Source organism: Peribacillus sp. N1 (assembly GCF_054600815.1).
Genome location: NZ_BAAHZO010000004.1, coordinates 196,025 through 218,526, shown reverse-complemented (window position 1 = coordinate 218,526; position 22,502 = coordinate 196,025). Strand labels below are relative to the sequence as shown.

At 41.0% G+C, this 22,502-nt stretch carries 23 protein-coding genes; 9 read left to right on the top strand and 14 right to left on the bottom strand.

Translation table 11 applies throughout. The features are described from left to right. Nucleotides 1-21: 21 nt before the first annotated feature. The gene (locus ACYP5M_RS16910; RefSeq protein ID WP_202190642.1) at nt 22-162 is read left to right on the top strand and encodes a hypothetical protein; all 141 of its coding nucleotides are present in this window, start codon (nt 22-24) and stop codon (nt 160-162) included. Nucleotides 163-596: 434 nt separating this feature from the next. Here the strand turns inward: ACYP5M_RS16910 and ACYP5M_RS16905 are convergent, their stop codons facing one another. Beyond that, nucleotides 597-1,865, bottom strand: a complete 1,269-nt coding sequence (locus tag ACYP5M_RS16905) for an S-adenosylmethionine decarboxylase related protein (RefSeq protein ID WP_459735297.1) — start codon at nt 1,863-1,865, stop codon at nt 597-599. Between the two features lie 286 nt (nt 1,866-2,151). Here ACYP5M_RS16905 and ACYP5M_RS16900 point away from each other — a divergent pair, with 286 nt between their 5' ends. Then, a complete protein-coding gene (locus ACYP5M_RS16900; RefSeq protein ID WP_452444906.1) occupies nt 2,152-3,051 on the top strand; it encodes a 3-hydroxyacyl-CoA dehydrogenase in 900 nt (299 codons plus the stop codon). Between the two features lie 148 nt (nt 3,052-3,199). On the opposite strand, the gene ACYP5M_RS16895 is transcribed toward ACYP5M_RS16900, so the two are convergent. From ACYP5M_RS16895 to ACYP5M_RS16865, 7 genes are all read right to left on the bottom strand, one after another. Beyond that, nucleotides 3,200-3,727 carry a YehS family protein gene (locus tag ACYP5M_RS16895; protein ID WP_230177834.1) on the bottom strand — a complete coding sequence of 176 codons (528 nt, stop codon included), beginning with the start codon at nt 3,725-3,727 and terminating at the stop codon, nt 3,200-3,202. Nucleotides 3,728-3,854: 127 nt separating this feature from the next. After that, nucleotides 3,855-4,817 (bottom strand): tRNA dihydrouridine synthase, encoded by a 963-nt coding sequence (locus tag ACYP5M_RS16890; protein WP_101225034.1) that lies wholly within the window; start codon nt 4,815-4,817, stop codon nt 3,855-3,857. 395 nt (nt 4,818-5,212) lie between these two features. Further along, complete coding sequence (gene rlmD, locus ACYP5M_RS16885; RefSeq protein ID WP_101224869.1) at nt 5,213-6,601, bottom strand: 23S rRNA (uracil(1939)-C(5))-methyltransferase RlmD; 1,389 nt, start codon at nt 6,599-6,601, stop codon at nt 5,213-5,215. Then, nucleotides 6,598-7,482: a DNA-3-methyladenine glycosylase family protein gene (locus ACYP5M_RS16880; RefSeq protein ID WP_230177837.1), complete on the bottom strand. Its 885-nt coding sequence runs from the start codon at nt 7,480-7,482 to the stop codon at nt 6,598-6,600. Before ACYP5M_RS16880 ends, rlmD begins: the two co-directional genes overlap by 4 nt. Before the next feature lie 122 nt (nt 7,483-7,604). Next, on the bottom strand, nt 7,605-8,390 hold the full coding sequence (gene pdaA / locus ACYP5M_RS16875; RefSeq protein WP_101224871.1) for a delta-lactam-biosynthetic de-N-acetylase: 786 nt from the start codon (nt 8,388-8,390) through the stop codon (nt 7,605-7,607). Between the two features lie 129 nt (nt 8,391-8,519). Further along, complete coding sequence (locus tag ACYP5M_RS16870) at nt 8,520-8,819, bottom strand: hypothetical protein (protein WP_459735296.1); 300 nt, start codon at nt 8,817-8,819, stop codon at nt 8,520-8,522. Nucleotides 8,820-8,914: 95 nt separating this feature from the next. Continuing rightward, nucleotides 8,915-9,100: a hypothetical protein gene (locus ACYP5M_RS16865; protein WP_101224872.1), complete on the bottom strand. Its 186-nt coding sequence runs from the start codon at nt 9,098-9,100 to the stop codon at nt 8,915-8,917. A gap of 109 nt (nt 9,101-9,209) precedes the next feature. Between ACYP5M_RS16865 and ACYP5M_RS16860 the strand changes: the two genes are divergently transcribed. Further along, complete coding sequence (locus tag ACYP5M_RS16860; protein ID WP_170971547.1) at nt 9,210-9,347, top strand: hypothetical protein; 138 nt, start codon at nt 9,210-9,212, stop codon at nt 9,345-9,347. Nucleotides 9,348-9,394: 47 nt separating this feature from the next. On the opposite strand, the gene ACYP5M_RS16855 is transcribed toward ACYP5M_RS16860, so the two are convergent. Next, nucleotides 9,395-10,963, bottom strand: a complete 1,569-nt coding sequence (locus ACYP5M_RS16855) for a fumarate hydratase (protein WP_133351834.1) — start codon at nt 10,961-10,963, stop codon at nt 9,395-9,397. Nucleotides 10,964-11,257: 294 nt separating this feature from the next. Then, nucleotides 11,258-11,443, bottom strand: a complete 186-nt coding sequence (locus ACYP5M_RS16850) for an SE1561 family protein (protein WP_101224874.1) — start codon at nt 11,441-11,443, stop codon at nt 11,258-11,260. Between the two features lie 149 nt (nt 11,444-11,592). On the opposite strand from ACYP5M_RS16850, the gene yfkAB reads away from it, so the two are divergent. Further along, nucleotides 11,593-12,720, top strand: a complete 1,128-nt coding sequence (gene yfkAB, locus ACYP5M_RS16845) for a radical SAM/CxCxxxxC motif protein YfkAB (protein WP_459735295.1) — start codon at nt 11,593-11,595, stop codon at nt 12,718-12,720. Between the two features lie 36 nt (nt 12,721-12,756). Here yfkAB and ACYP5M_RS16840 read toward each other — a convergent pair whose 3' ends face one another. Both ACYP5M_RS16840 and cax read right to left on the bottom strand, forming a co-directional pair. Next, entirely contained in the window at nt 12,757-13,569 is an 813-nt protein-coding gene (locus tag ACYP5M_RS16840) for a YfkD famly protein (protein WP_434168436.1), read from the bottom strand. Nucleotides 13,570-14,038: 469 nt separating this feature from the next. After that, nucleotides 14,039-15,097 carry a calcium/proton exchanger gene (cax, locus tag ACYP5M_RS16835; RefSeq protein ID WP_101225035.1) on the bottom strand — a complete coding sequence of 353 codons (1,059 nt, stop codon included), beginning with the start codon at nt 15,095-15,097 and terminating at the stop codon, nt 14,039-14,041. Between the two features lie 187 nt (nt 15,098-15,284). On the opposite strand from cax, the gene ACYP5M_RS16830 reads away from it, so the two are divergent. Beyond that, nucleotides 15,285-16,451, top strand: a complete 1,167-nt coding sequence (locus tag ACYP5M_RS16830; protein ID WP_459735294.1) for an MFS transporter — start codon at nt 15,285-15,287, stop codon at nt 16,449-16,451. 333 nt (nt 16,452-16,784) lie between these two features. Further along, the gene (locus tag ACYP5M_RS16825) at nt 16,785-18,704 is read left to right on the top strand and encodes a heavy metal translocating P-type ATPase (RefSeq protein ID WP_402944420.1); all 1,920 of its coding nucleotides are present in this window, start codon (nt 16,785-16,787) and stop codon (nt 18,702-18,704) included. Nucleotides 18,705-18,939: 235 nt separating this feature from the next. Here ACYP5M_RS16825 and ACYP5M_RS16820 read toward each other — a convergent pair whose 3' ends face one another. Together ACYP5M_RS16820 and ACYP5M_RS16815 are read right to left on the bottom strand one after the other, a co-directional pair. Next, nucleotides 18,940-19,779, bottom strand: a complete 840-nt coding sequence (locus ACYP5M_RS16820; RefSeq protein ID WP_101224879.1) for a YihY/virulence factor BrkB family protein — start codon at nt 19,777-19,779, stop codon at nt 18,940-18,942. Between the two features lie 16 nt (nt 19,780-19,795). After that, a complete protein-coding gene (locus tag ACYP5M_RS16815) occupies nt 19,796-20,188 on the bottom strand; it encodes a YtxH domain-containing protein (protein WP_101224880.1) in 393 nt (130 codons plus the stop codon). 221 nt (nt 20,189-20,409) lie between these two features. On the opposite strand from ACYP5M_RS16815, the gene ACYP5M_RS16810 reads away from it, so the two are divergent. From ACYP5M_RS16810 to mobB, 3 genes are all read left to right on the top strand, one after another. Further along, nucleotides 20,410-20,634 carry a DUF1128 domain-containing protein gene (locus ACYP5M_RS16810; protein ID WP_034305672.1) on the top strand — a complete coding sequence of 75 codons (225 nt, stop codon included), beginning with the start codon at nt 20,410-20,412 and terminating at the stop codon, nt 20,632-20,634. A gap of 97 nt (nt 20,635-20,731) precedes the next feature. Then, entirely contained in the window at nt 20,732-21,997 is a 1,266-nt protein-coding gene (locus ACYP5M_RS16805; protein WP_434168433.1) for a molybdopterin molybdotransferase MoeA, read from the top strand. Further along, entirely contained in the window at nt 21,985-22,500 is a 516-nt protein-coding gene (gene mobB, locus ACYP5M_RS16800) for a molybdopterin-guanine dinucleotide biosynthesis protein B (RefSeq protein WP_230177841.1), read from the top strand. The genes ACYP5M_RS16805 and mobB overlap by 13 nt, the downstream gene beginning before the upstream one ends. The last annotated feature ends 2 nt before the right edge of the window (nt 22,501-22,502 follow it).

Genomic DNA, 22,502 nt, shown 5'->3' with positions numbered 1-22,502 from the left:
ACCTAATAAAGGAGTGGTATTGTGAAAACTGAAAATGAAAAGACCTCAGAAGGCCTAAATGAGATTTTTGAGATTATCAATGCAAAAGGTGACATTGGTGAATTAAAAGAAATCGTCCAAAAATCTGATGAACAAACAAATGAAGTCAACCAAGGGGATTGATTATCCTCTTTCAGTTTTGTCGAAAAAGGGAGTCCGGAATGGTCTCTTGCCGAATCCCTTCCACGATTTTACCGAAGTGATTTCACCACTTTTTAAAACAATACTTGGTGCCCCCTTCCAGATGAGACTTGGCAGATAGTCGGCGGAAAGGGAGCGAATTTCTTAAACTTTTTTAAAGAAAAAACTGAAATTGTCTATGGTCTGCAAGGGCATTAATTATCCTCTTTTTTGTCTGTTTTACATTGTACTAATGGACGTTAAAGTCCATTACAACAATAAAAAAAGAGCTGCTGATCAGCTCCGGATATTGCCGTAACTTACACGTAAAAAGTAAATCAAAAAACAAAAAAGTTATGCACATTCAGAAGGAAATGTGCACAACTTTAGTTGGAAATTTAAGCCAGCTCAATTCTGATGCCGACTTAAAATTCACATTATTGATTCATCTTTTTCATTCTGTGAAGTAAAGGACCATCTGAATGATTGTTTTCTCCAATTACAAAACTCGTCATATAATAGGTCAAATATTGACCGTAATGATTATTGGTATTTAACAATAACTCGTCCACATAGTATACCCCTTTGGGGATTTGATCCATTAGCAGCACCGATAATGAAGCATATATCCCGCAGGCCACTTGAAAGTATGTTGCATTGGTTTTGTATTTGGAAAAGATATCGCGATTCTTTAATGTATTATATATATAACGCTCCTTATCTTGATAAACGATAAGGACACCAACTAGATCTTCCCCGTCAAGTTCGGCTTCAAGCGGATCGAGAACCTTCATGTCATGGTTCCATAATTGATCGGCGTCATCCAGTTTCGAGCGGATTAACTCCGTCGTATGGTCATTTACCTTATATAAAAAGCCGCCTTCCATATCATACAATTTACCTAAAGTATATACTTCCTCATGAGGCATTAGACAACCGTAAAACTGTTTGTCCCCTAATGTGACTTTAAATTCGACATCATAAACATTTTCATATAAAAAGAGCGGTGTATGGTGATTCATAAACATTGGATAGCTTGAAATAGCCTCATCCAGAAAGCACTCGGGAGACCATGTTGTGTAAATGACGTCATTCTTTGCCTTCGATTTGTCCTTAAAAAACGAATTGTCATGCTCTACAATGTAACAGCCTAGCGGTCGTTCCTCTGAATCACTCTTTAACAGCTCAATGGCCATCCATTGCACCACCCCTGGATTCATTCCCGACCCAATTATAGCTGTAGAATTGGAAAATCGATCTTTAAACTTTTCAAAATGCCTGATCCGTTCAATTAGAGGAAACCCATAATATAATTCTTCATTTTCATCGACCATTGTGTTTTCTAAAGCGGAATTAACATAATTAACGCCTAATGCGTCGCAGCATTCCAGCATTTCAACCGTATCCGCCCATGAAAGATCAATCACACATAATGTTTTTGTGCTTTCAAGATGCTTGATAAACCGCTTTTTATCTTTTAAATCAAATTGATGCAGTACAATTTGATCTTTTAGGTGTGGAAATAATTCATGATAATATTTTTCTTCCTTTTGTTTAATATCAATTAAGTGAATAATACAACTGGATATAAAAAGATGGAGTGGATCCTTTTTATCAATAGCTGATTTATTCAATATGGCAAGTATTGATTTTGCTGCCCCTCCTGCACTCCCAAGAATGGTTATCACTTTTTGGTAATCATCCATTTTTACACCTCGTCCAACCTTTTATTATAAACTATGTAGTTACGGGTGAAATGCAATGGGCAACTGATGAAATGAGCAATACGTACAAGCTATCATCAATTCAAAATAATAGGAATGGTTATGAAGAAACTCCTGCATCTAAGAAGGGGTGTTACGTTTTAATATGCTTTTATCGGGTCCCTTAAAGGGAAAATAATATATATCCAAAGCTATTCCTGCATCTATTTTCATGATAAGTGCAATAATTAACAAGTAGAGATATCCAAAGAAATAAAGGAGAATGACTATGAATTATCAGAATATCACGATTGCCGGCAGCGGCGTTTTAGGAAGTCAGATTGCATTTCAAACCGCATTCAAAGGATTTAACGTATCAGTATATGACATCAATGATGAAGCATTGGAACGTGCAAAAGATAGGATCACTAATTTGAAGCCCTACTATAAAGAAGACATAGGAGCTGCGGAGGAAGATCTTAATGCTGCTTATGCCCGCATTTCTTTCCACAGTGATTTATCTGGGGCAGTTGCCGAAGCTGATCTTGTGATTGAAGCGATTCCGGAAGTGGTTCAAATCAAAACCGATTTTTACACAGAGTTAGGAAAAGTGGCACCTGAAAAAACAATTTTCGCCACGAACTCTTCTACATTATTACCAAGCCAATTTGCCGAAGCAACAGGCCGTCCAAAAAAATTCCTCGCTTTGCACTTCGCTAATGAAATCTGGAAAAACAATACGGCAGAAATCATGAAGCATCCTGCAACGGATAGTGAAGTTTTCGAAGAAGTGATTGATTTTGCAAAAGCGATTGGAATGGTTCCTCTGCCTTTACATAAAGAACAGCCAGGCTATATTCTGAATTCCTTATTGGTTCCTCTTTTGGATGCTGCACAAATGCTCTTATTAAAAGGAGTGGCCGATACGGAAACCATCGATAAAACGTGGATGGTCGCAACAGGGGCACCTCTTGGTCCATTCGCTATATTGGACGTGGTAGGAATCAATACCGCTTATAATATTTCACTTGCAAAAGCGAAAGCGACAGGTGATCCAGAGATTGAAAAGCTGGCTAACTTATTGAAAACAGAATATATCGATAAAGGGAAAATCGGAAGAGAAGCAGGAGAAGGCTTCTATAAATATCCAAACCCCAATTTCGCAAAAACAGACTTTTTAAAAGGTTAATGATTCAGAAGGTGCCTTGAGAGAGCCTTCTTTTTTTACTATTTGCACTTTATATCCCTTCAATATCGTCATAAGAAAAAGACCATGAAATCGTGAAAAGTACTTTTCACGATTTCATGGTCTGATTTATAATGTAGATGTTACAGTGTTATCCCCTATATCTCAAAGTTAATCCTTTTAAGAAATTCCTCGCGTATCGATCTCCGCACTCTTTATAATTCCTATGACCCACTTTTCTTAGTATAGCGCTTAATTCCCCTTTGGTTATCATGACTCCTGCTTCTTCCAAAATTTCGATCATATCCTCACTGGTTAATGTTAATGCTATTTTCAGTTTCTTCAAGAGGATATTATTCACACTTTCCTTAATCTTTACAGCCGGTGCCTGACTTTGAGGCTGACCAGGTTTTGGCTCTTGTCTCCCTCTTTTAAAAATGATCAAACCATTTAAAAAGGACTCTAACATCATGTTATTGCAGGTTACCCCATCTTCCTCTTCATCCATATCATCATATTCTTCATATTCATCATAATAATCATCTTTTGGTTTTGTGAGCATCTGCATGACTTCTTCCATCGTCACTTCAATCTCCCCGAGTTTAAATATCTCTACCATATCTTTATTTTTAATATCAAGCGCATATCTTAATCGAATTAATATATCATGATTATGCATCCAAAAACCTCCTATGTATTTCTCTATTCACAGTACTCTCATTATTACACAAATGGATGGAAATAAACGCAGATTAAAATCCGAGAACCTTTTACAGATTCCCGGATCACTCTGCTTATTGCTCCCATCAACATTCTTTTCCAAAGTTATCAAGCAATGCACGCACTTCATCTGTTGATTTCGTGTTCATCAATTGATTTCTTAATTCACCAGCTCCACGGAATCCTTTGACATAAATTTTGAAAAAGCGATGAAGCCCTGTGATTGAACGTGGTAGTACTTCCGCATATTGATCTTGAAGATCGAGCTGCAATCTTAAAAGATCAAGGTATTCTTTACTGCTATGCTCTTTTGGCTCTTTTTCAAAAGCAAAAGGATTTTTAAAAATTCCTCGCCCGATCATAACGCCATCAATACCATATTGTTCAGCAAGCTGCAGTCCAGTTTGACGATCAGGAATGTCTCCATTGATTGTTAGTAGCGTATTTGGTGCGATACGGTCACGTAATTTTTTGATTTCCGGAATTAGCTCCCAATGCGCATCTACTTGGCTCATTTCCTTTCTTGTACGTAAATGAATGGAAAGGTTCGCAATATCCTGTTTTAAAATTTGCGTCAGCCACTCCTCCCACTCATTTACATCATTATAGCCAAGTCGTGTTTTCACGCTGACAGGCAGTCCGCCCGCTTTTGCTGCTTGAATAAGTTCTGCCGCCACGTCTGGACGCAGAATTAGGCCACTACCTTTCCCTCTCGATGCCACATTCGGTACAGGGCAGCCCATATTAATATCGATGCCCTTAAATCCTAGCTCTGCCATGCCAACACTCATTTGACGGAAATATTCGGGATTATCCCCCCAAATATGTGCCACCATTGGCTGCTCATCTTCTGTAAAAGTCAAACGGCCACGCACACTTTTCATGCCCTCTGGATGGCAATAGCTATCCGAGTTTGTAAACTCTGTGAAAAATACATCCGGTCGACCGGCTTCACTTACTACGTGACGAAAAACAACATCTGTCACATCTTCCATTGGTGCAAGTACAAAAAATGGTCGTGGTAAATCACGCCAAAAATTATCTATCATTTCAAACTCAAATCCTCTCACTATGGATACAACTTCAAACTCTCGGTCAAAAAATATAAAAGCCAAGTGCTCCACTTCTTTTACACTTATATCATGCTTAATAACTCATTATCAAACACAAGTACATTTTGGACATTTATAATTTGTGAAAATCAGCAATGTTTATTTTAAGGAAAACCGGTCCGAATGTAATTGACGGCGGACTTGAATACCCAAAACGCATTTACCGCTCAAACCCACCAGAATTACATTATGAAGAAGAATAAAAAATAGGAGAACATGTTTTAATAGAAACATGTTCTCAGAAAATCAGTATTTTATTCAATACATGATTCCAATATATTAATCCATTTACATCAGTGTAAAAACTATATACAAAAGCAACTAGCGATTCGTTAGTTTCCTTCTTTTAAAATGAGTTGCGAGACACACTCTACATGGCTCGTCTGCGGGAACATATCCACAGGCTGTATGGCCTCAACGCGATAAGAAGTGCTCAGTTCTTGTAAGTCCTTGGCCAAAGTGGAAGGGTTGCATGATACGTACACTATGGTTTTCGGTTTTACTTTCAAGATTGTCTGCAGTAATGATTGGTCACAGCCTGATCTTGGCGGGTCGACGACAAGTACGTCCGGTTTCCAGCCTTCTTTGGTCCAGCGTGGAAGGATATTCTCGGCCTTGCCTGTTTCATAGTATACATTGTCGCGTTTATGTTTTTTAGCATTTTTCTTGGCGTCCTCGATGGATTCTTTAATGACATCCATTCCTCTGACTTCCTTGGCATTTTCAGACAGCCATAGACCAATGGTTCCTACACCGCAATAAGCGTCAACCACTTTTTCCGTGCCGGTTAAGGCTGCCGCTTTTTTCACTTCATCATATAAGCGAACAGTTTGAACGGGGTTAAGCTGGAAGAATGTACGCGCTGATAGTTCGTATGATAGGTCACCCAATGTTTCGTTGATGACTTTTTCGCCTGCCAGGTGAATCGTTTTTTCGCCAAATATCAGTGATGTGTTTCGGTTGTTGATGTTTTGAACGACCGATTTCACTTCTGGCAATTGGTCCCGAATTTGTTTTAGCAACTGATCTTTTTGTGGAATTTCCTCCGCACCTGTAACAAGGACAACCTGCACTTCACCTGTTTCAAAGCCTACCCGTGTAATGACCGTACGAATAACACCTTTTCTTTTTCTTTCGTTATATATTGAGATGTTCAGGTTCTTTAGAATCTTTTTCACTGTACGTGTTACCTTATTTGTTGCCTTATGCTGTACAAGGCAATTCGGGATATCGATCAGATTATGGGAATTCAAGCCGTAAAGGCCAGCAATCAATTTACCATCTTTTTGGCCGACTTGGTACTGACTTTTATTGCGGTAATTCCAAGGATCTTCCATACCGATCGTTTCTTTTACATTTAATGAAGAAACCGGGAATTTCGAATGGCGCTCCATCGCTTGAATGACGATATCGCGCTTTTCGATAAGCTGCTGGTCATAGCTTAAATGCTGTAACTGACATCCGCCGCATTCAGCGTAAACCGGACATGGCGCTGCAATGCGATGCGGTGATTCTTTACGGATGGTTTTTATTTTCGCCTCGGTGAAGTTTGGCTGCACCTTTGTGACCAAAGCTACAATTTCTTCACCAGGCAATGCTCCTGGGACGAAGACGACTTTCTTTTTGAAATAACCGACTCCCTCTCCATTAATGCCAAGCCGTTTAATCGTAAGGGGAAGGGTTTGATCCACTTCCAGTTTTGTATCTTGAATGTTTGTCATTTCTTTTCACTCCGTTTTTCAATGCTTCTCCACAAATAGAGGGAAGCGTAGCTTAGATATGGAGCCCATTTCTCACTATAGGACTCCATTTCTTCTTGGGTTGGCTTTTGCGGTAAGCCATATAATATTTTCAAGGCATTTTGAATGCCAATATCGGCTTTAGGAAATAGGTTCGGCCGGCCAAGTCCAAAAAGCAGGAAGTTTTCAGCCGTCCATCTACCGATACCGCGTATTTTTATTAGTGTATCCATAACCTCTTGATCGGATAGCTTTTCCATTATATCAAGGTTGAGATGGCCCTGAATGACCTGCTCGGAAAGTCCGATGACGTATTCCGCTTTCCGGCCGCTGAATTGAATGGCTCTCAATTGCTCGATTTTAAGTTGGGCGGTTGTTTCCGGCGTCGGATAAAACCAGGCACCTTCCATCTGGTAGCCGAAGGTTTTAACGAATCGTTCCGTAAGCGTATGGGCAAAGGATAAGTTCAATTGCTGATGTATGATGCATTTAACGAGGCAACTGTAGTAATCGAAGTCCAAGACTATGGCAGTACCGCGGTGCTCTTCGAAGATTTCCCGCAAATCGGATTCCCGGAAATGCCTGGAAACGCCTTCTAATGGCTGATGCCAATGAAAGACCTTTTTTAACCGTTCGATCGCTTTTGACTTGTATACCTCTGAATGACCTTTGATGATAAAAGATGGTTCATCGATATTTCCTATTGCTTGAACCTGCAAAACGATTGGTTCATTTTCTATATATAGCGGAACTTTTACCGTCCTGTTAGTGAAATCAACTACCTGAAGTGGGTCTAACGATAATCGTTCGAGAACTAGATCGAAATTATAGGGTCCTTGAACCTGTAATTTTTCTGTCCACACAAGCGATCCATCCTTTAGCAGTTTTCCACGTATTATAGCATGTTTCCTGAAATATTACTTGAAATTGAGGAGAATGGATAAAAGCGGGACCTGAATTATCTCTACAGGACCCGCTTCTCACTTTAATAAAGCATTCGGTTCGGCAGCTGCTTCTCAATCATTAAATCATCAAGGCTACCGAAAGCATACCCCTGTTTTTCAAGATCCGTCAGAATCGAGTCCAAAGCATCCGCATTATCCTTCGATACGGTATGCAATAATAATATCGCACCGGGATGAATCTGCTTAAGCACTTCATCGTGTGCGAACGCGGCACCCTTTTGTTGATCAACAATCCAGTCTCTATATGCCAGTGACCAGAAGATGTGGTAATACCCTTCTTTTTTTGCGATCCTCATCGTTCTTTCATTAAATACCCCACGAGGCGGCCTTAAGTAGTTCATTTCCTTTTGCCCCGTTAATTTTTCCGTTGCTTCTTTTACCCGCTCAAGCTCCGTGCGAATCACATCGTCCGTCACGCTGGTCATATCCGGATGGTTCCATGAATGGTTTCCTACGATATGCCCCTCATTAGCCATACGGACAACAAGCTCAGGTGCCGTTTTTAAATAATGACCCGTGACAAAAAAAGCTCCAGGAGCACCATGTTTCTTCAGGACATCTAAAATTTGGGCCGTATAGCCATTTTCATAACCGTTATCAAATGTTAAATAAACGACTTTTTTCTTTGTATCCCCCTTATAAATCGCTTCATATTCAGGCAGCATTTCATTGAATTTTTTACCGGCATCGGCAGGTGTCCCATTTTTTCCTTTATTGAAACCCCAGTTATAGGATTCTGCAAAAGCCGGGCTTGCCAAAGAGCATATCAAGCAAATAAAAGCGGATAAAATCACCATTTTTTTCATTGGAATATCCCCCATGTTCTTTTTTCTTATTGTTTGGAACATGGAGATTTATATGCATGATATTGTGAAGGTCGAATTGATCTCGTTGTAGGTCGATTTTTTCGCTCCGTAGGTCGAATTTCTGCCGCTTTAGGTCGAATTTTCGCTCCGTGGGTCGAATTTCTGCCGCCGTAGGTCGATTTTTTCGCTCCATGGGCCGAATTTCTGCCGCCGTAGGTCGATTTTTTCGTTCCGTAGGTCGAATTTCTGCCGCCGTAGGTCGATTTTTTCGCTCCGTAGGTCGAATTTCTGCCGCCGTAGGTCGATTTTTTCGCTCCATGGGGCGAATTGATCTCGCCACAGGTCGATTTTTTCGCTCCATGGGGCGAATTGATCTCGCCACAGGTCGTATTTTCGCTCTTGAGCCTTATAAATTTCGCTCTGGATCAAATTAACGCCCCGGAGGCCGAATTAGTTCGTTAGTATCTATGACAGACGCAAAAAAGGGCCTCTCCTCCGAAAAGGATTGGCCCTCCATGTTTTGTTTATCCTTTAAATAGCGCTTGTGCCGCCTTCCAAATAATGGCGATAGCGAAAATGAGAACGATTACAATTCCGATTACGTCAAGGAATGTTTCAAGTCCGGAGAAAATCGTGTTTGCCACAGGAAGTTTGATGAAAGCAAAACCGGTTAGCATGGCCATAAAGAATAAGAAGTAGTTATTCTGCATGAAAATCCCCCCTTTCTCTTCTAATGTATGTGCGACCTTTCCAAAAGATTGTACTTTTTTGAGGTAATTTTCGCCTTTTTTTCATATACATTAGCAGGGGGGGAATGAAATGCTGGAATGGGTTATCACTTTAGGCTTTGTTGGTTGTCTTGGTTTAAGTGGTGGAGTGTTTGTTCATTTTGTGAAAAGTGGTTTGAATTTAGAGGATGCATCAAGAATCGATCCACTGCCGGAAATAGAGGAGTAAGCTATGCAAAAGACGCTCACCGTTTGGCGAGCGTCTTTTGCATACATTTATTTAAATACTGGTTCTTTGAATTGCGCCAATTTTTCCAATGAAGATTGCTGAACGTCTTTATGCAGGCTGTTTCCATGTGAATCCATGGTAACCACGGCAGTAAATCCTTCAACATTCAGATGCCACATTGCTTCTGGAATACCAAATTCAGTGAAGTTCACACCTTCGACGGATTTGATGCAGTCTGCATAATATTGAGCAGCCCCGCCGATTGCATTTAGATAAACGCCGCCGTGCTCACTTAGTGCTTCTAGTGTTTTTGGTCCCATTCCGCCTTTACCGATAACTGCACGGATGCCGAATCGTTTCATGATATCACCTTGGTATGGTTCTTCACGAATACTTGTTGTCGGTCCGGCAGCCTTTACATGCCATTTGCCTTCTTCGTCCTTCAGCATAACCGGTCCACAGTGATAGATGATTTGTCCATCTAGGTCGATTGGTGCAGGATTTTCAGATAAGTGCTTGTGGATGGCGTCACGGCCTGTATACATTCTGCCGTTAATATGAACGACGTCACCAACTTTTAATTCACGGATTTGTTCTTCCGTGATTGGTGCTTGCAGGGTGATTTCACGGGAAGCTTCAACGTCCGATTCTGCAGCGGCTGCCACTTCATCCTTCGCTGCTTTTTCTGCTTCCAAAGCAAAGTCGATTTTCTCCCCTTCTTGATATAACCACTCATTTATTTCGCCTGTTTCCGGATTGACTTTCACTCCTAAACGGCGGAACGCCCAGCAGTTGTAAGCAACGGAGACGAAAAAGCTTGCCGGAATACGGTGCATGACACCGATTTTACATCCAAGCAACGTAGTTTCGCCGCCAAAGCCCATCGTGCCGATTCCCAATTCATTAGCTGTCTTCATGATGTAATCTTCAAGTTTACGAAGGTCTTCATTCGGATTCACATCTTCATTACTGCGGAAAAGTTGAGCCTTAGCCAGATCATATCCGGATGAACGGTCCCCTCCGATACCAACACCGATGAAGCCGGCACTGCAGCCTTGTCCTTGTGCTTGGTAGACAGAGTGAAGGACACATTTACGGATTCCGTCCAAATCACGGCCCGCTTTTCCCAATCCTTCAAGCTCCATAGGCAGACTGTATTGGATGTTTTTATTTTCACAGCCGCCGCCCTTTAAGATTAGACGAACATCAATATAGTCTTTTTCCCATTGATCGAATTTAATGACAGGAAGACCTTCCCCAAGGTTATCCCCGCTATTTTCACCCGATAAAGAGTCAACTGCGTTTGGACGAAGTTTTCCGCCCTTTGTCGCTAAGATGATCGCATTCCGGATTGCTTTTTTTATTTCAAGTTGGTTCACGCCAACTGGAGTTTTTATTTTGAAAGTCGGCAGACCAGTATCCTGACAAATCGGTGATACATTGTCGTCAGCCATTGTAATATTATTCGTGATGGTGGTCAGGCTCAATGCAGAACGAGTACCTGCATTTTCACGTTGTTTTGCACTTTTGACCGCACGACGAACATCCTTTGGAAGATTCGTTGAAGTTTCAACGATAAGACTGTACATACTTTCTTGGAATTTTTGAATATCCAAATTTCTCTTCCCCCTCTTATTTCCCCTAGATTAGATTTAATCATTTCCCTGCTTCTCTATAAATAGCGAATGATACAACACCCGTTTTATTATACATCTAACATAATCTTTCGAAAACAAGTAATTATTTTTCATAATGAAAAGCAATTTGGAGAGAAATGAGCAAACCCGCCAGAAATAACCCATGAATTAAATTTCATCACCAATCATTTCCATTAAAAAAGGATGACGCAGTATTCCCGTCATCCCTTCATGAATATTAACATTGAAAAAATCATACTATCGAAACAGATATTAATCTTCGCGGGTTTTGAATTGTTCCACTTTGCCTTCCAAATCATCTAACATGCCGATTAAACGGTCTATATCTTCCAACTCCGTATTTTCCGGTTCGATATGATCAAGAACTTCCATGAACATCGTGAGGCGTTCTTTTAAGTATGTTAATTGTTCGTTTTTACCTGTAATGGATTTTCCCATGAGGCACTCTCCTTCCGTTCTTCTTTCATCGTAACGAAATCTGCTTGAAAGTGCAATGGCAAGCTATAAATGCACTCTCCGCCATTTGACATTTTTTGTCCCCATTGTTCATAATGGGTTAGTGCATTATTACGTAAGGAGTTTTAAATATGTCAATAATCAAGCAAGATCTTTTAACACCAATTACACCCAAGTATGACCCTTGGGAAGCATATATGGACGTTGAACAATATGGAAAGCTCAGCCTTACCAATGTGGAGTTCACCACCACCACCCTTTGCAATATGCGTTGTGAGCATTGTGCCGTCGGTTACACACTTCAGCCCAAGGACCCGGATGCACTGCCACTGGAATTATTGATTCAGCGCCTCGATGAAATCCCTTTGCTTCGCTCGCTCAGCATCACTGGCGGGGAGCCGATGCTTTCAAGAAAACAAGTGAAGAATTATGTTTTGCCTCTATTGAAATATGCCCGTAGCCGCGGGGTCCGGACACAAATCAATTCCAATTTGACCCTTGACCTGGAACGGTATGAGGAAATCATTCCTTATTTGGATGTTCTGCACATTTCCCATAACTGGGGAACGATCGATGAATTCATTGATATCGGCTTTGCCATGATGGACCGAAAACCATCTCGGGAACAGCGAAAGAAATTATTCGATAAAATGATTGAAAATTCCCGTGCCCTGACCAAGGCTGGTGTGCTGGTTTCTGCAGAAACGATGCTTAATAAACGGACATTGCCGCATCTTGAGCATATTCACAGACAGATTGTCGATGAAATGGGATGTCAAAGGCACGAAATTCATCCGATGTATCCAAGCGATTTCGCTTCGGCACTTGAAACTTTATCATTGGACAAAATGCGTGAAGCGATTCATCATTTGCTTGATATCCGTGATGAAAATGTTTGGATGCTTTTCGGTACCCTGCCATTTTATCCTTGCAATAACAGTAAAGAGGATATAAAGCTGCTTAAACGCCTTTATGGTTCACATAAAGTAACTGTTCGTAATGACCCTGATGGACGTTCCCGGTTGAACATCAATATTTTCACCGGGGAAGTGATCGTGACCGATTTCGGTGACGCGCCTACATTAGGGAATATCAAAGACCAACCTTTGACAAAATCCTATGAAACATGGATGAATTCGAAACTCGCCAATGAATTGAATTGCCACTGTCCGGCAGTCAAATGTCTAGGCCCGAATGTTCTCGTCAAGAATGCATACTACCCGAAGGAGGACTTCAGGATCAGGAAGTCAACCATATGAAGAAAAAAAACTCGCCATTCCGGCGAGTTTTTCAATTTACCTGGGTTGCTGCGAGACTGTAAAGCTGAAGGAAACATGGTCCTGAACCGGTATCCATGCACCGATGCCTTGTGAAGTGATGTTCTTTATCGTAATGGTTCTTTTACTTCCTTTTAAGTTCAAATACACTTCCCCATATGTGATCTTCCCTTTTTCATTGACGGCGGAAGCATAACTGGATAAGTAACCTATCCTATTAGAAGCAACATTGTATACTTCATCTTTTTTTGTACCAGCTCCGATGATCGTTTCAAAAGCCAACGGCAAATTCGTTTTCTCAGTGGCTTTTAACAGCATCATCTTTTGAACATCCTCTGCCTTAGGGATTTTCGCAGTAAGACCGCCACTCACTGCCTTTTGACTTTCCTGGACATAACGGATCCTGTATGGAACCTCACCGCCGCGATTATCGTAGTAATTCGTATTGATTTTTTGGTACTCCCAGTTTGGCGCCGTTTCCGAAGACTCATAATTCAATGCCCAATGGCCAAGGTAAATCGTCGCCCTGTAACCAAAAGCAAGCGGAGCTTTTGCAATTGCCGATTCATTCAACATATGGATGAGTTCTGGATTTTCAATCTTGATATCCGACGAATCGATCAATTGTTCGGCCAACTTACTCGGCTGCAGCATCGGAAGATCCTGGGTTGGGTTCGGATACGTATTCTCCTTTGCAATATTCAAAACGGAAGGTGGGATTTTCACCATATTCGGATTTGCTTTGCCTTCTGGAATATCAGCTGCAAAACTTACATTCGTCTGAATAAAGGCAATTAGGGCAATCATCGTAATAAGAATAGTTCTTCTCATGCTGTCGCACTCCTTTTGAGGGGTTCAATCATTTTGTTATAGATTTTGTTTTTAGCTAACATTCTATACATTTCATTCTTATTTCGATTTTGTAATGAATTTGTAAAGTTCAGAATATTTACTTTTTTATTTAAATCGGTTATACTTATTTTACATTATAAAAAGGAGGCGAAATCGTTCATACCTATTAAACCTTCAGGAGGTATGCTTATCGAACAATCCATGACACCCTTTTAAAGGATGACAGAAAACGAATTCGCCTATACTTAAATCTGATGTAAAAGGATGGTGTGACACTCTAGAATATTTCTCAACTTTTACAAAAGCATGATGAAAAATTTTGGAATGACTTATGAATGGTAATTTACTAATATAGAAATGACTCTGCTAAATCTAACCTGAGCAGAGTCATTTTTATTTTTGAATTATATAAAAAGAAAGACCTCCCGCATCGGAAGGCCTGCATTTCTTATAATAAGTAAAATCCAATTCCCATAATGAAGTAAGCGGCCAATAAGGTAAGGCCTTCAAACCAGTTCGTTTCCCCGTCATTCGAAATCATGATCATCAGAAAGACTGCTGTAACCATTGATATCAGTTCTGGCATTGTGAAAACAAGCGGCATATGAGTTGGATACATTAATGAAATAAGTACGAGTACAGGAGCTACGAACATCGCTACTTGAAGTGTGGAACCAACGGCAATTTCCACTGCGACATCCATTTTGTTTTTATAGGCCATTATGACGGCTGACGCATGCTCTGCCGCGTTACCCACGATTGCAACGATAATGACACCTATGAATAACTCCGACCATCCGAAGGTTTCCCCCACCTCGCTGAACGTATGAACAAGTTTCTCCGATACATACGCAACGGCCAATGTAGCAGCAGCAAGTATAATAATTGCCTTTTTCCTGCTCCACTCCGGTACTTCCTCTTCATGTTCCTCGGGTTTCTCCGTATGCTGATATACCCCACGGTGAGTAACCAATTTAAAGAATAATGCAGCAAGATATAATAAGATCAAAATAATGCTAATTCCTACACTTAACGACATCGTACGTGATTCACTCATATCTTGTGTGAATACTTCCGGTATGACGAAGGCTACAATAACTGCAAAAATCAATAGACCGGCATTATGCCTCGCATCGAATACATTAAATTTCTGCCGTTTGTATTTAGTCCCTCCGACAAAGAATGAAAGTCCTGCCACCAACAATAAGTTTCCTAATACGGAACCAGTTAAAGAAGCCAACACGACCCCCACAAGCCCCGCCTTTAATGAAAAGATGGATATGATCAATTCCACTGCATTTCCAAAGGTTGCATTCAAGAGACCGCCAATCCTTGGTCCCATAACGATCGCTAAGCTTTCAGTCGCACGGCCCATGAATCCTGCTAGCGCAACGATGGTTAAGCAATATACGATGAACATGATCACGCTCGGCCAATGCAATAATGACCCAATGACTGATATAGGGACGCCTAACAGGACAAGCCCAAAAAATATTTTATTCACGATACTTCTCCTCACAATCCTATAATTCCTTTATGTAACAAAAACTATCATACATAATCTTCGGGAGATGACAAAGGAAAATTTTATCATCCTCTCTCTTCTTGTCAATATTTACCCAAATTTCTATTGCTTAATCCTCTTCCTAAGATGTAACATCAGAAGGTATACATTTCTTAGGAGACTTGATTTTATGAATAATAAATTGCTTTTTAGCGTTTTAATCTTAATTGTCGGCATATCGGGGTTTTCTCAAGGGATGCTTCTGCCGATCATTGCCATCATTTTTGAAAATGACGGAATTAGCTCATCCCTAAACGGGTTTCATGCAGCCTCGCTTTATCTTGGAATTCTGTTGATTTCTCCTTTTATGGAAGCCCCGCTCCGTAAATACGGCTATAAGCCTTTGATATTATTTGGCGGTATAACGGTCATTCTATCGCTTGCATTATTTCCTGTTTGGAAATCATTCTGGTTTTGGTTCGTCCTGCGTTTCTTCATTGGAATCGGCGATCATACACTTCACTTTGCTACCCAGACATGGATCACTGCCATTTCACCAAAAACGAAGCGCGGAAGGAATCTTGCCATTTATGGACTTTTCTTCAGTCTTGGGTTCATGGTTGGCCCGATGATGACGAAGCTTCTCGAGATTAATCAGTCTTTACCTTTCATCATCACATCCATACTTAGCCTTCTAGCTTGGTCCACTGTTTTCCTTATTGGAAATGAGCTCCCTGAACAGGATGATTCTGAAAACACATCATTCTTTGGCACACTCAAAAGGTTTACGAAAGTTAGCCGCATAGCTTGGGTCGCTTTTTTACTTCCGTTCACATTTGGCGTGCTTGAAGCATCATTGAATAGCAATTTCCCTGTATTCGCCCTGCGCTCCGGAATCGATTTAACCGCAGTATCCATCATCATCCCGGCATTTTCCGCGGGGACCCTGCTTACCCAGATTCCCTTGGGGATGATAAGTGACCGTTTTGGCCGGCGAAAGACCTTGCTGACGATACTTTTTTCCGGGTTTGCCATATTCACTCTTGCAGGGATTTATTCTTATTCAGTGCTTGGTCTATTCATTTGCTTTATGTTTGGCGGAATGATGGTTGGTTCGACTTTCTCGCTGGGAATCAGTTATATGGCAGACCTTTTGCCTCGAAACCTATTACCTGCTGGAAATTTATTATGCAGTATCTTCTTTAGCCTCGGTAGCATCAGCGGTCCGTTTTTTGGCGGCCTTGTCATTGAACATATACAAGGCGGGAATTTTTTCTATATGATCAGCATCATGCTTTTCCTTGTCCTCATTTCGTTGGCCTTGTTTAAGGAGAAAATGCCTGCTTCAGTTATTTAGTATAGTTTATTATCTGGACTACTTCTTTTATTATTCAATTTGAAAGGTATTTCTCAATAGCGGCTGAATATTTGGTTAGGATGCACTTTATATTTTTTACTAGATTAGAATCATTCTTCTTTATTTCTGAATAGGATATGTGGTATTATAATAATAACAAAAGGGACATTACGTTTAAAAACCTTTGAAAACATTGCTGTCATCGCAATTACGGTGGCAGCTTTCATATTTTATCCAGAGAAATGACGTTGATTATCTTTCTCAATTATATATCACACAAATGATAATCTATATCATTTACACAAAATAGAGAAGAATGTGGGAGGGAATCTTATGACTACAGATACTAAACATTTAACCCAACCGGCTTCATGCCAAACCACTTGGTTGGAAAAAGCAAAACCTCATCTAGAACTTTTTGCTGCATTGTTCAGCGGTTTATTAATAGTGTTGGGATGGGCCCTTTCAAAGAACGGAATGGAGTCCACTTCCATCGTCATATACTTAGCTTCTTTCTTGATTGGCGGATATGCCAAAGCAAAAGAAGGAATAGAAGATACGATTGCCGACCGGGAATTGAATGTTGAGATGCTGATGATTTTTGCGGCCATCGGTTCTGCGGTCATCGGATACTGGACGGAAGGTGCCATATTGATTTTCATCTTCGCTTTAAGCGGTGCCCTTGAGACATACACGATGAATAAAAGCCATAAAGAAATTTCGGCACTTATGGACTTACAGCCTGAGGAAGCACTGCGCATCACTAACGGATATGAAGAAACCGTATCCGTTTCACAGCTGCATGTCGGAGATCTGATTTTAGTGAAACCAGGTGAGAGAGTTCCTTCAGATGGAAAAATCACTGACGGCCGTACCAATATCGATGAAGCCGCCATCACTGGTGAATCCATACCGGTCAGCAAATCATTGGATGATGAAGTATTTGCCGGAACGGTTAACCTCCGTGGTACGATTACCGTGGAAATCACCAAACCAGCAAGTGAAACATTATTTCAAAAAATAATCACTCTCGTTCAATCCGCACAAAGTGAAAAGTCCCCTTCCCAGCTGTTCATTGAACGGTTTGAAGGTACTTATGTAAAAGTGGTATTGACCGTTGTCGGCTTGATGATGTTCGTACCCCATTTCATATTGGGGTGGAGCTGGACCGAAACATTCTACAGGGCGATGATCCTGCTCGTTGTCGCTTCACCTTGTGCACTTGTGGCTTCTATTATGCCAGCAACGCTATCTGCCATTTCAAATGGTGCTCGTCATGGCATTTTATTTAAAGGCGGCATCCATCTTGAGAATCTAGGTAACCTGCAGGCAATTGCTTTAGATAAAACCGGTACATTAACAAAAGGAAAACCCGAGGTAACGGATGTCATTATCCGCGAAGATTTAAACGAAGATGATTTCTTATTTCATATTGCATCTGTTGAAAATTATTCAAACCACCCTTTGGCAACATCGATCGTACGTTATGCCAAAACGAAATTGCAAAGAGACATCATTAAACCGGATAACATGGAAGATATCTCAGGCAATGGGGTTCAAGCATACATCAATGGCGTGCTTTGGAAAGTCGGAAAAGCTGATTTCGTCGGTCGCAGTGAAGCAGAACGATTCCAAAATGGCATTGCACTGACATTGGCTGAACAAGGCAAGACAATCGTTTATGCAAAGGATGATCAAGGGATTGCCGGTATTCTCACTTTGAAAGATGTCGTGCGTGAAGAAACCATTATAGCCATCGAAGCTTTGAAAAAGGAGGGCATCCATACCGTCATGCTGACAGGCGATGGTGAAAAAACGGCTAAAGCGATTGCGTCGGAGAGCCACATTGATGCATATATTGCCGAATGCCTGCCAGAAACCAAAGTGACTGAAGTGAAAAGGCTGAAAGAACATTTTGGCACTGTAGCAATGGTTGGGGATGGCATCAATGATGCACCTGCACTAGCAACGGCATCTGTGGGAATTGCAATGGGTGAAGGCACGGATGTTGCCTTGGAGACAGCGGATGTTGTTCTGATGAAGAATGACTTGCCGCGCATCGCGGAAGCAGTCAAATTATCCAAGAAGATGAATCGAATCATCAAACAAAACGTCATCTTTTCAATTTCGGTCATCATGATCCTGATCGCATCCAATTTCCTTCAATTCCTTGACCTTCCATACGGCGTCATTGGACATGAAGGAAGCACAATTCTCGTTATACTGAACAGCTTAAGACTTTTGAGAAACTAAACATGAAAAAGGAGCCCTCCAAGGCTCCCTTTTTTTATGATCGTTTCAATTTAGTGATATCCGTTCTTACCATTTGCAGAACCTGATGTTTTATGGTTCGAACCTTTATTTTTTCCTTTTTGCTTTGTGCTGCCATCCTTTTTACTCATGAAAGAACTCCTCCTCATCAAAAGTTGTTATTTCTTGAATAGTATCTGCAGCATGATAGTCCGCTATTACGGGAACTTCAGGAAGCTCATGCACATTCTGGTTTTTGCCTTTCACTTATGAGCGCATTTATTTCCCCTCCCAGTATGATGATGAGCCCTGATAAATAAAACCAGACCATTAATACGATGATCCCTCCAAGGCTCCCATATGTTGCGGAATAATTAGCGAAGTTCTCCACATAAAAAGAAAACAAAAAGGAAACAAGACTCCATCCTGCCGTTGCAAAGATAGCACCGGGCAGTACGGTTATGCATTTTTGCTTTATGTTGGGGGCAATCCAATAAAGGATCGTGAACACAATTAAAAATACAAGCGTACTTATTACCCAGCGAAGCTGGTTCCAAATCATAAGAAATTCATCGGATTGTCCAATTTCGGCAAATAGGAATACTCCGATCTGTTTTCCGAATACCGGCAGCAATAAAACGACAATAAAAACAAAAATCATCGCTAATGTGAGCAGAATCGACATTCCCCGGGAAATAAAGAAAGTTCGACTTTCTTTTACATCATATGCATGGTTAAATGCTTTAATGATTGCATTCATCCCATTCGATGCCGACCATATCGTTCCGATGACACCAAACGACAATAAAGTCCCATTCGCTTCCATTACTTCAGATAGGTTGGCCTCAATGATTTTCATCGAATCGTCAGGCGCATATGTACGGACGGTATTTAATATATCTTCTTGGGAAAATGGCAGATAGGCCAATAAGGTGAATAAAAAAATAAGTAACGGAAACAGGGAAAGTAAGAAGAAATAAGACAGCTGTGCGGCAAGCCCCGACACATCATCCATCTGTAACCGTTTTATGAAAGTCTTGAAGAATGAGCCTTTCAGCCATTCTTTTTTATTGGCCATACCTCCACCCCATTTTCTAATTTAAGGAAATCCGTTCATGGTGACTTGAAGATGACTCATCTTGCTCTGCAGCAAAAACTTCCTTCGTCTCCATCACCACTTGGGCAACTTGCGATGGAATATCTTTCATTTCCTCCACCTTTTGGGAAATGAAGGATACATCATCGGAAATTTTTTCAACAGTGGAACGGACCTTGGATGATGTTTCACGTACTTGTGTAAGCACCCCATTGGGATTCTTCACGAATTCCTTCATATTACTCATGCAGCTTTTACTGTTTTCCAATACAGAATTACGCGTATCCTTGTCAAAAAGGCTTATCGCAGCCCCTGCTAACGCACCAATAAAGACCGCTTGCATAAATTTACTTTTCTTGACACACTTATATTCTTCTCGAATGTTGCTCATATATTCTCCTCCTTGTCATATATTAGTTGATGGATAATGGTAGCTATCTCCATTATACAATGTTTAAAAAAGTTTTTTCCTATCTTTTCCCAAACTCCCTCAGTTTAAAACGTGGAGATGACCAAGGATATTGGGGATCAAGCTTCGTAATATTCATTGACTTCCAGCGGTAATCATGCAAAGATGAAAATAATTTAGGAACGTATGAAAGGATGAGGGAAATGGATTTAACGCAAAACACAGCCGAAAGTGTCGAGTTTATGATCGAAGCAATCAAGGATAAATTAAAAGTGATGAACTTCGGTGCAATCAAATCAACCCATTTTGATATCGAAATGTACGAAGAGCTGCACGATATTTATACAATGGTGATGAAAAAAACGAATTTCAGTGTCCGTGAAATGGAAGCGATCGCCGAAGAACTTGGAAGACTGCGTAATAAGTAACATTCAAATCCTCCCGTACCGGTGAGGATTTTTTTCATTTTTAAAATAATTCTGATACATTTGATATAGAAATTGAAAACTGACAGGAGTTGTAATCATGGTAGAAAGAAGAACACCCATCAGTATTGCGGAAGCAGTGGAAAAAGTGATGAAGCATAAATTAATAGGGCATGCGGAACTGATTCCCCTCAAGGAAAGCCAAGACCGTTTTTTGGCTCAAGATATTGTAGCTACAAATGATGTTCCGCATTTTAACCGCTCTCCATACGATGGATTCGCCCTCAGGTCCAAGGATACGGCAGAGGGTTCCATAAATAACCCTCTTGAGTTCGAAGTGGTTGAAGAACTGGCTGCGGGGATGGTACCGACTATCCCTGTACAAAAAAATCAAGTGGCGAGAATCATGACTGGAGCTCAGATGCCAGCTGAGTGTGATGCCGTAATCATGCTCGAGCTCACAAAGGAATTCGAAAAGGACGGAAAGAAGTACATATCATTTAAACGCCCACTTAAGGAAGGCGAAAACGTTTCTTTTCAAGGAGAGGATGCAAAGAAAGGCGATGTTCTTGTAAAAAAAGGAACAACGATCAATCCAGGGATCATCGGCTTGCTGGCAACATTCGGATATGCCGAAGTCCCAGTTGCCAAGAAACCTGTCGTCGGATTATTCGCTACAGGCTCGGAACTTCTTGATGTTAACGAACCGTTGCAGCCCGGGAAAATCCGTAATAGCAATTCACATGCCATCTCCGCCCAAATTCGGAGGGCCGGAGGAGATGTCCGCTTTTATGGAAAGCTTAAGGACGAATTCGAATTAAGTTACGAGGCCATTTCAACTGCCTTGGAGGAAGTGGATTTGCTCATTACAACTGGAGGGGTTTCTGTCGGTGATTTTGACCTTCTCCCGGATATTTATCAAAAAATGGGTGCTGAAGTCTTATTCAACAAAGTGGCCATGCGCCCCGGCAGCGTGACGACTGTAGCGGTATATAATAACAAATTTTTATTCGGTTTATCCGGCAATCCTTCCGCCAGTTATGTTGGCTTTGAACTATTTGCAAGACCGATCATCCGCACCATGCTGTTTTCGGAACATCCGCATTTACGAAAAGAGACGGCCCTATTGGCAGAAGACTTTTTAAAGCCCAATCCATTCTCACGTCTGCTTCGGACCCGATTATTTTACGAATCAGGCCAGTTGAAGGTAATTCCTAGCGGTGTGGATAAATCCAATATTACAACAAGCTTGGCAGGTGCCAATTCACTGACCGTCTTACCTGGGGGGACCCGTGGTTTCCAAACGGGAGATTTCGTGGACATCCTGCTCCTCGATGACCAGGAAGGATGCAAATGGCCTTGGTGAAGCCTTTTATTTTTCAGGTGGTTGGCTACCAAAATAGAGGAAAAACAACCTTCATAACGAATATTATCAAAAAGCTTCGCAAAGCCAAATTAGAGACAGCCGTTTTAAAACATCATGGACATGGCGGAAAACCGTATGTTAACGGTATGAAGGATTCCAATAAACACTTTCAGGCTGGGGCGGCAGCTTCACTTGTTGAAGGTGATGGAACAATCGAGCTGCTCGGGAATTTCAAGGGTGAAGCCCCTATAACTGAGCTGATTCAATTACTGTGTCTATTTCTCCCTGATGTGATTTTAATTGAGGGTTATAAGCAAGAGGACTTTCCTAAGGTCATTTTAATCAAGGAAGAAAGTGACCTCGTGTTATTGGAACGGCTTACTAATGTCAAAGCAGCAGTGGCTTGGCCCGAATGTCTGGAACGAACCAGGAATCATGCTTCAGTTCCCGTATTCCCTTTGGATTCAGATTCATTCATTACATGGTTTTTAGAACAAATATGAAG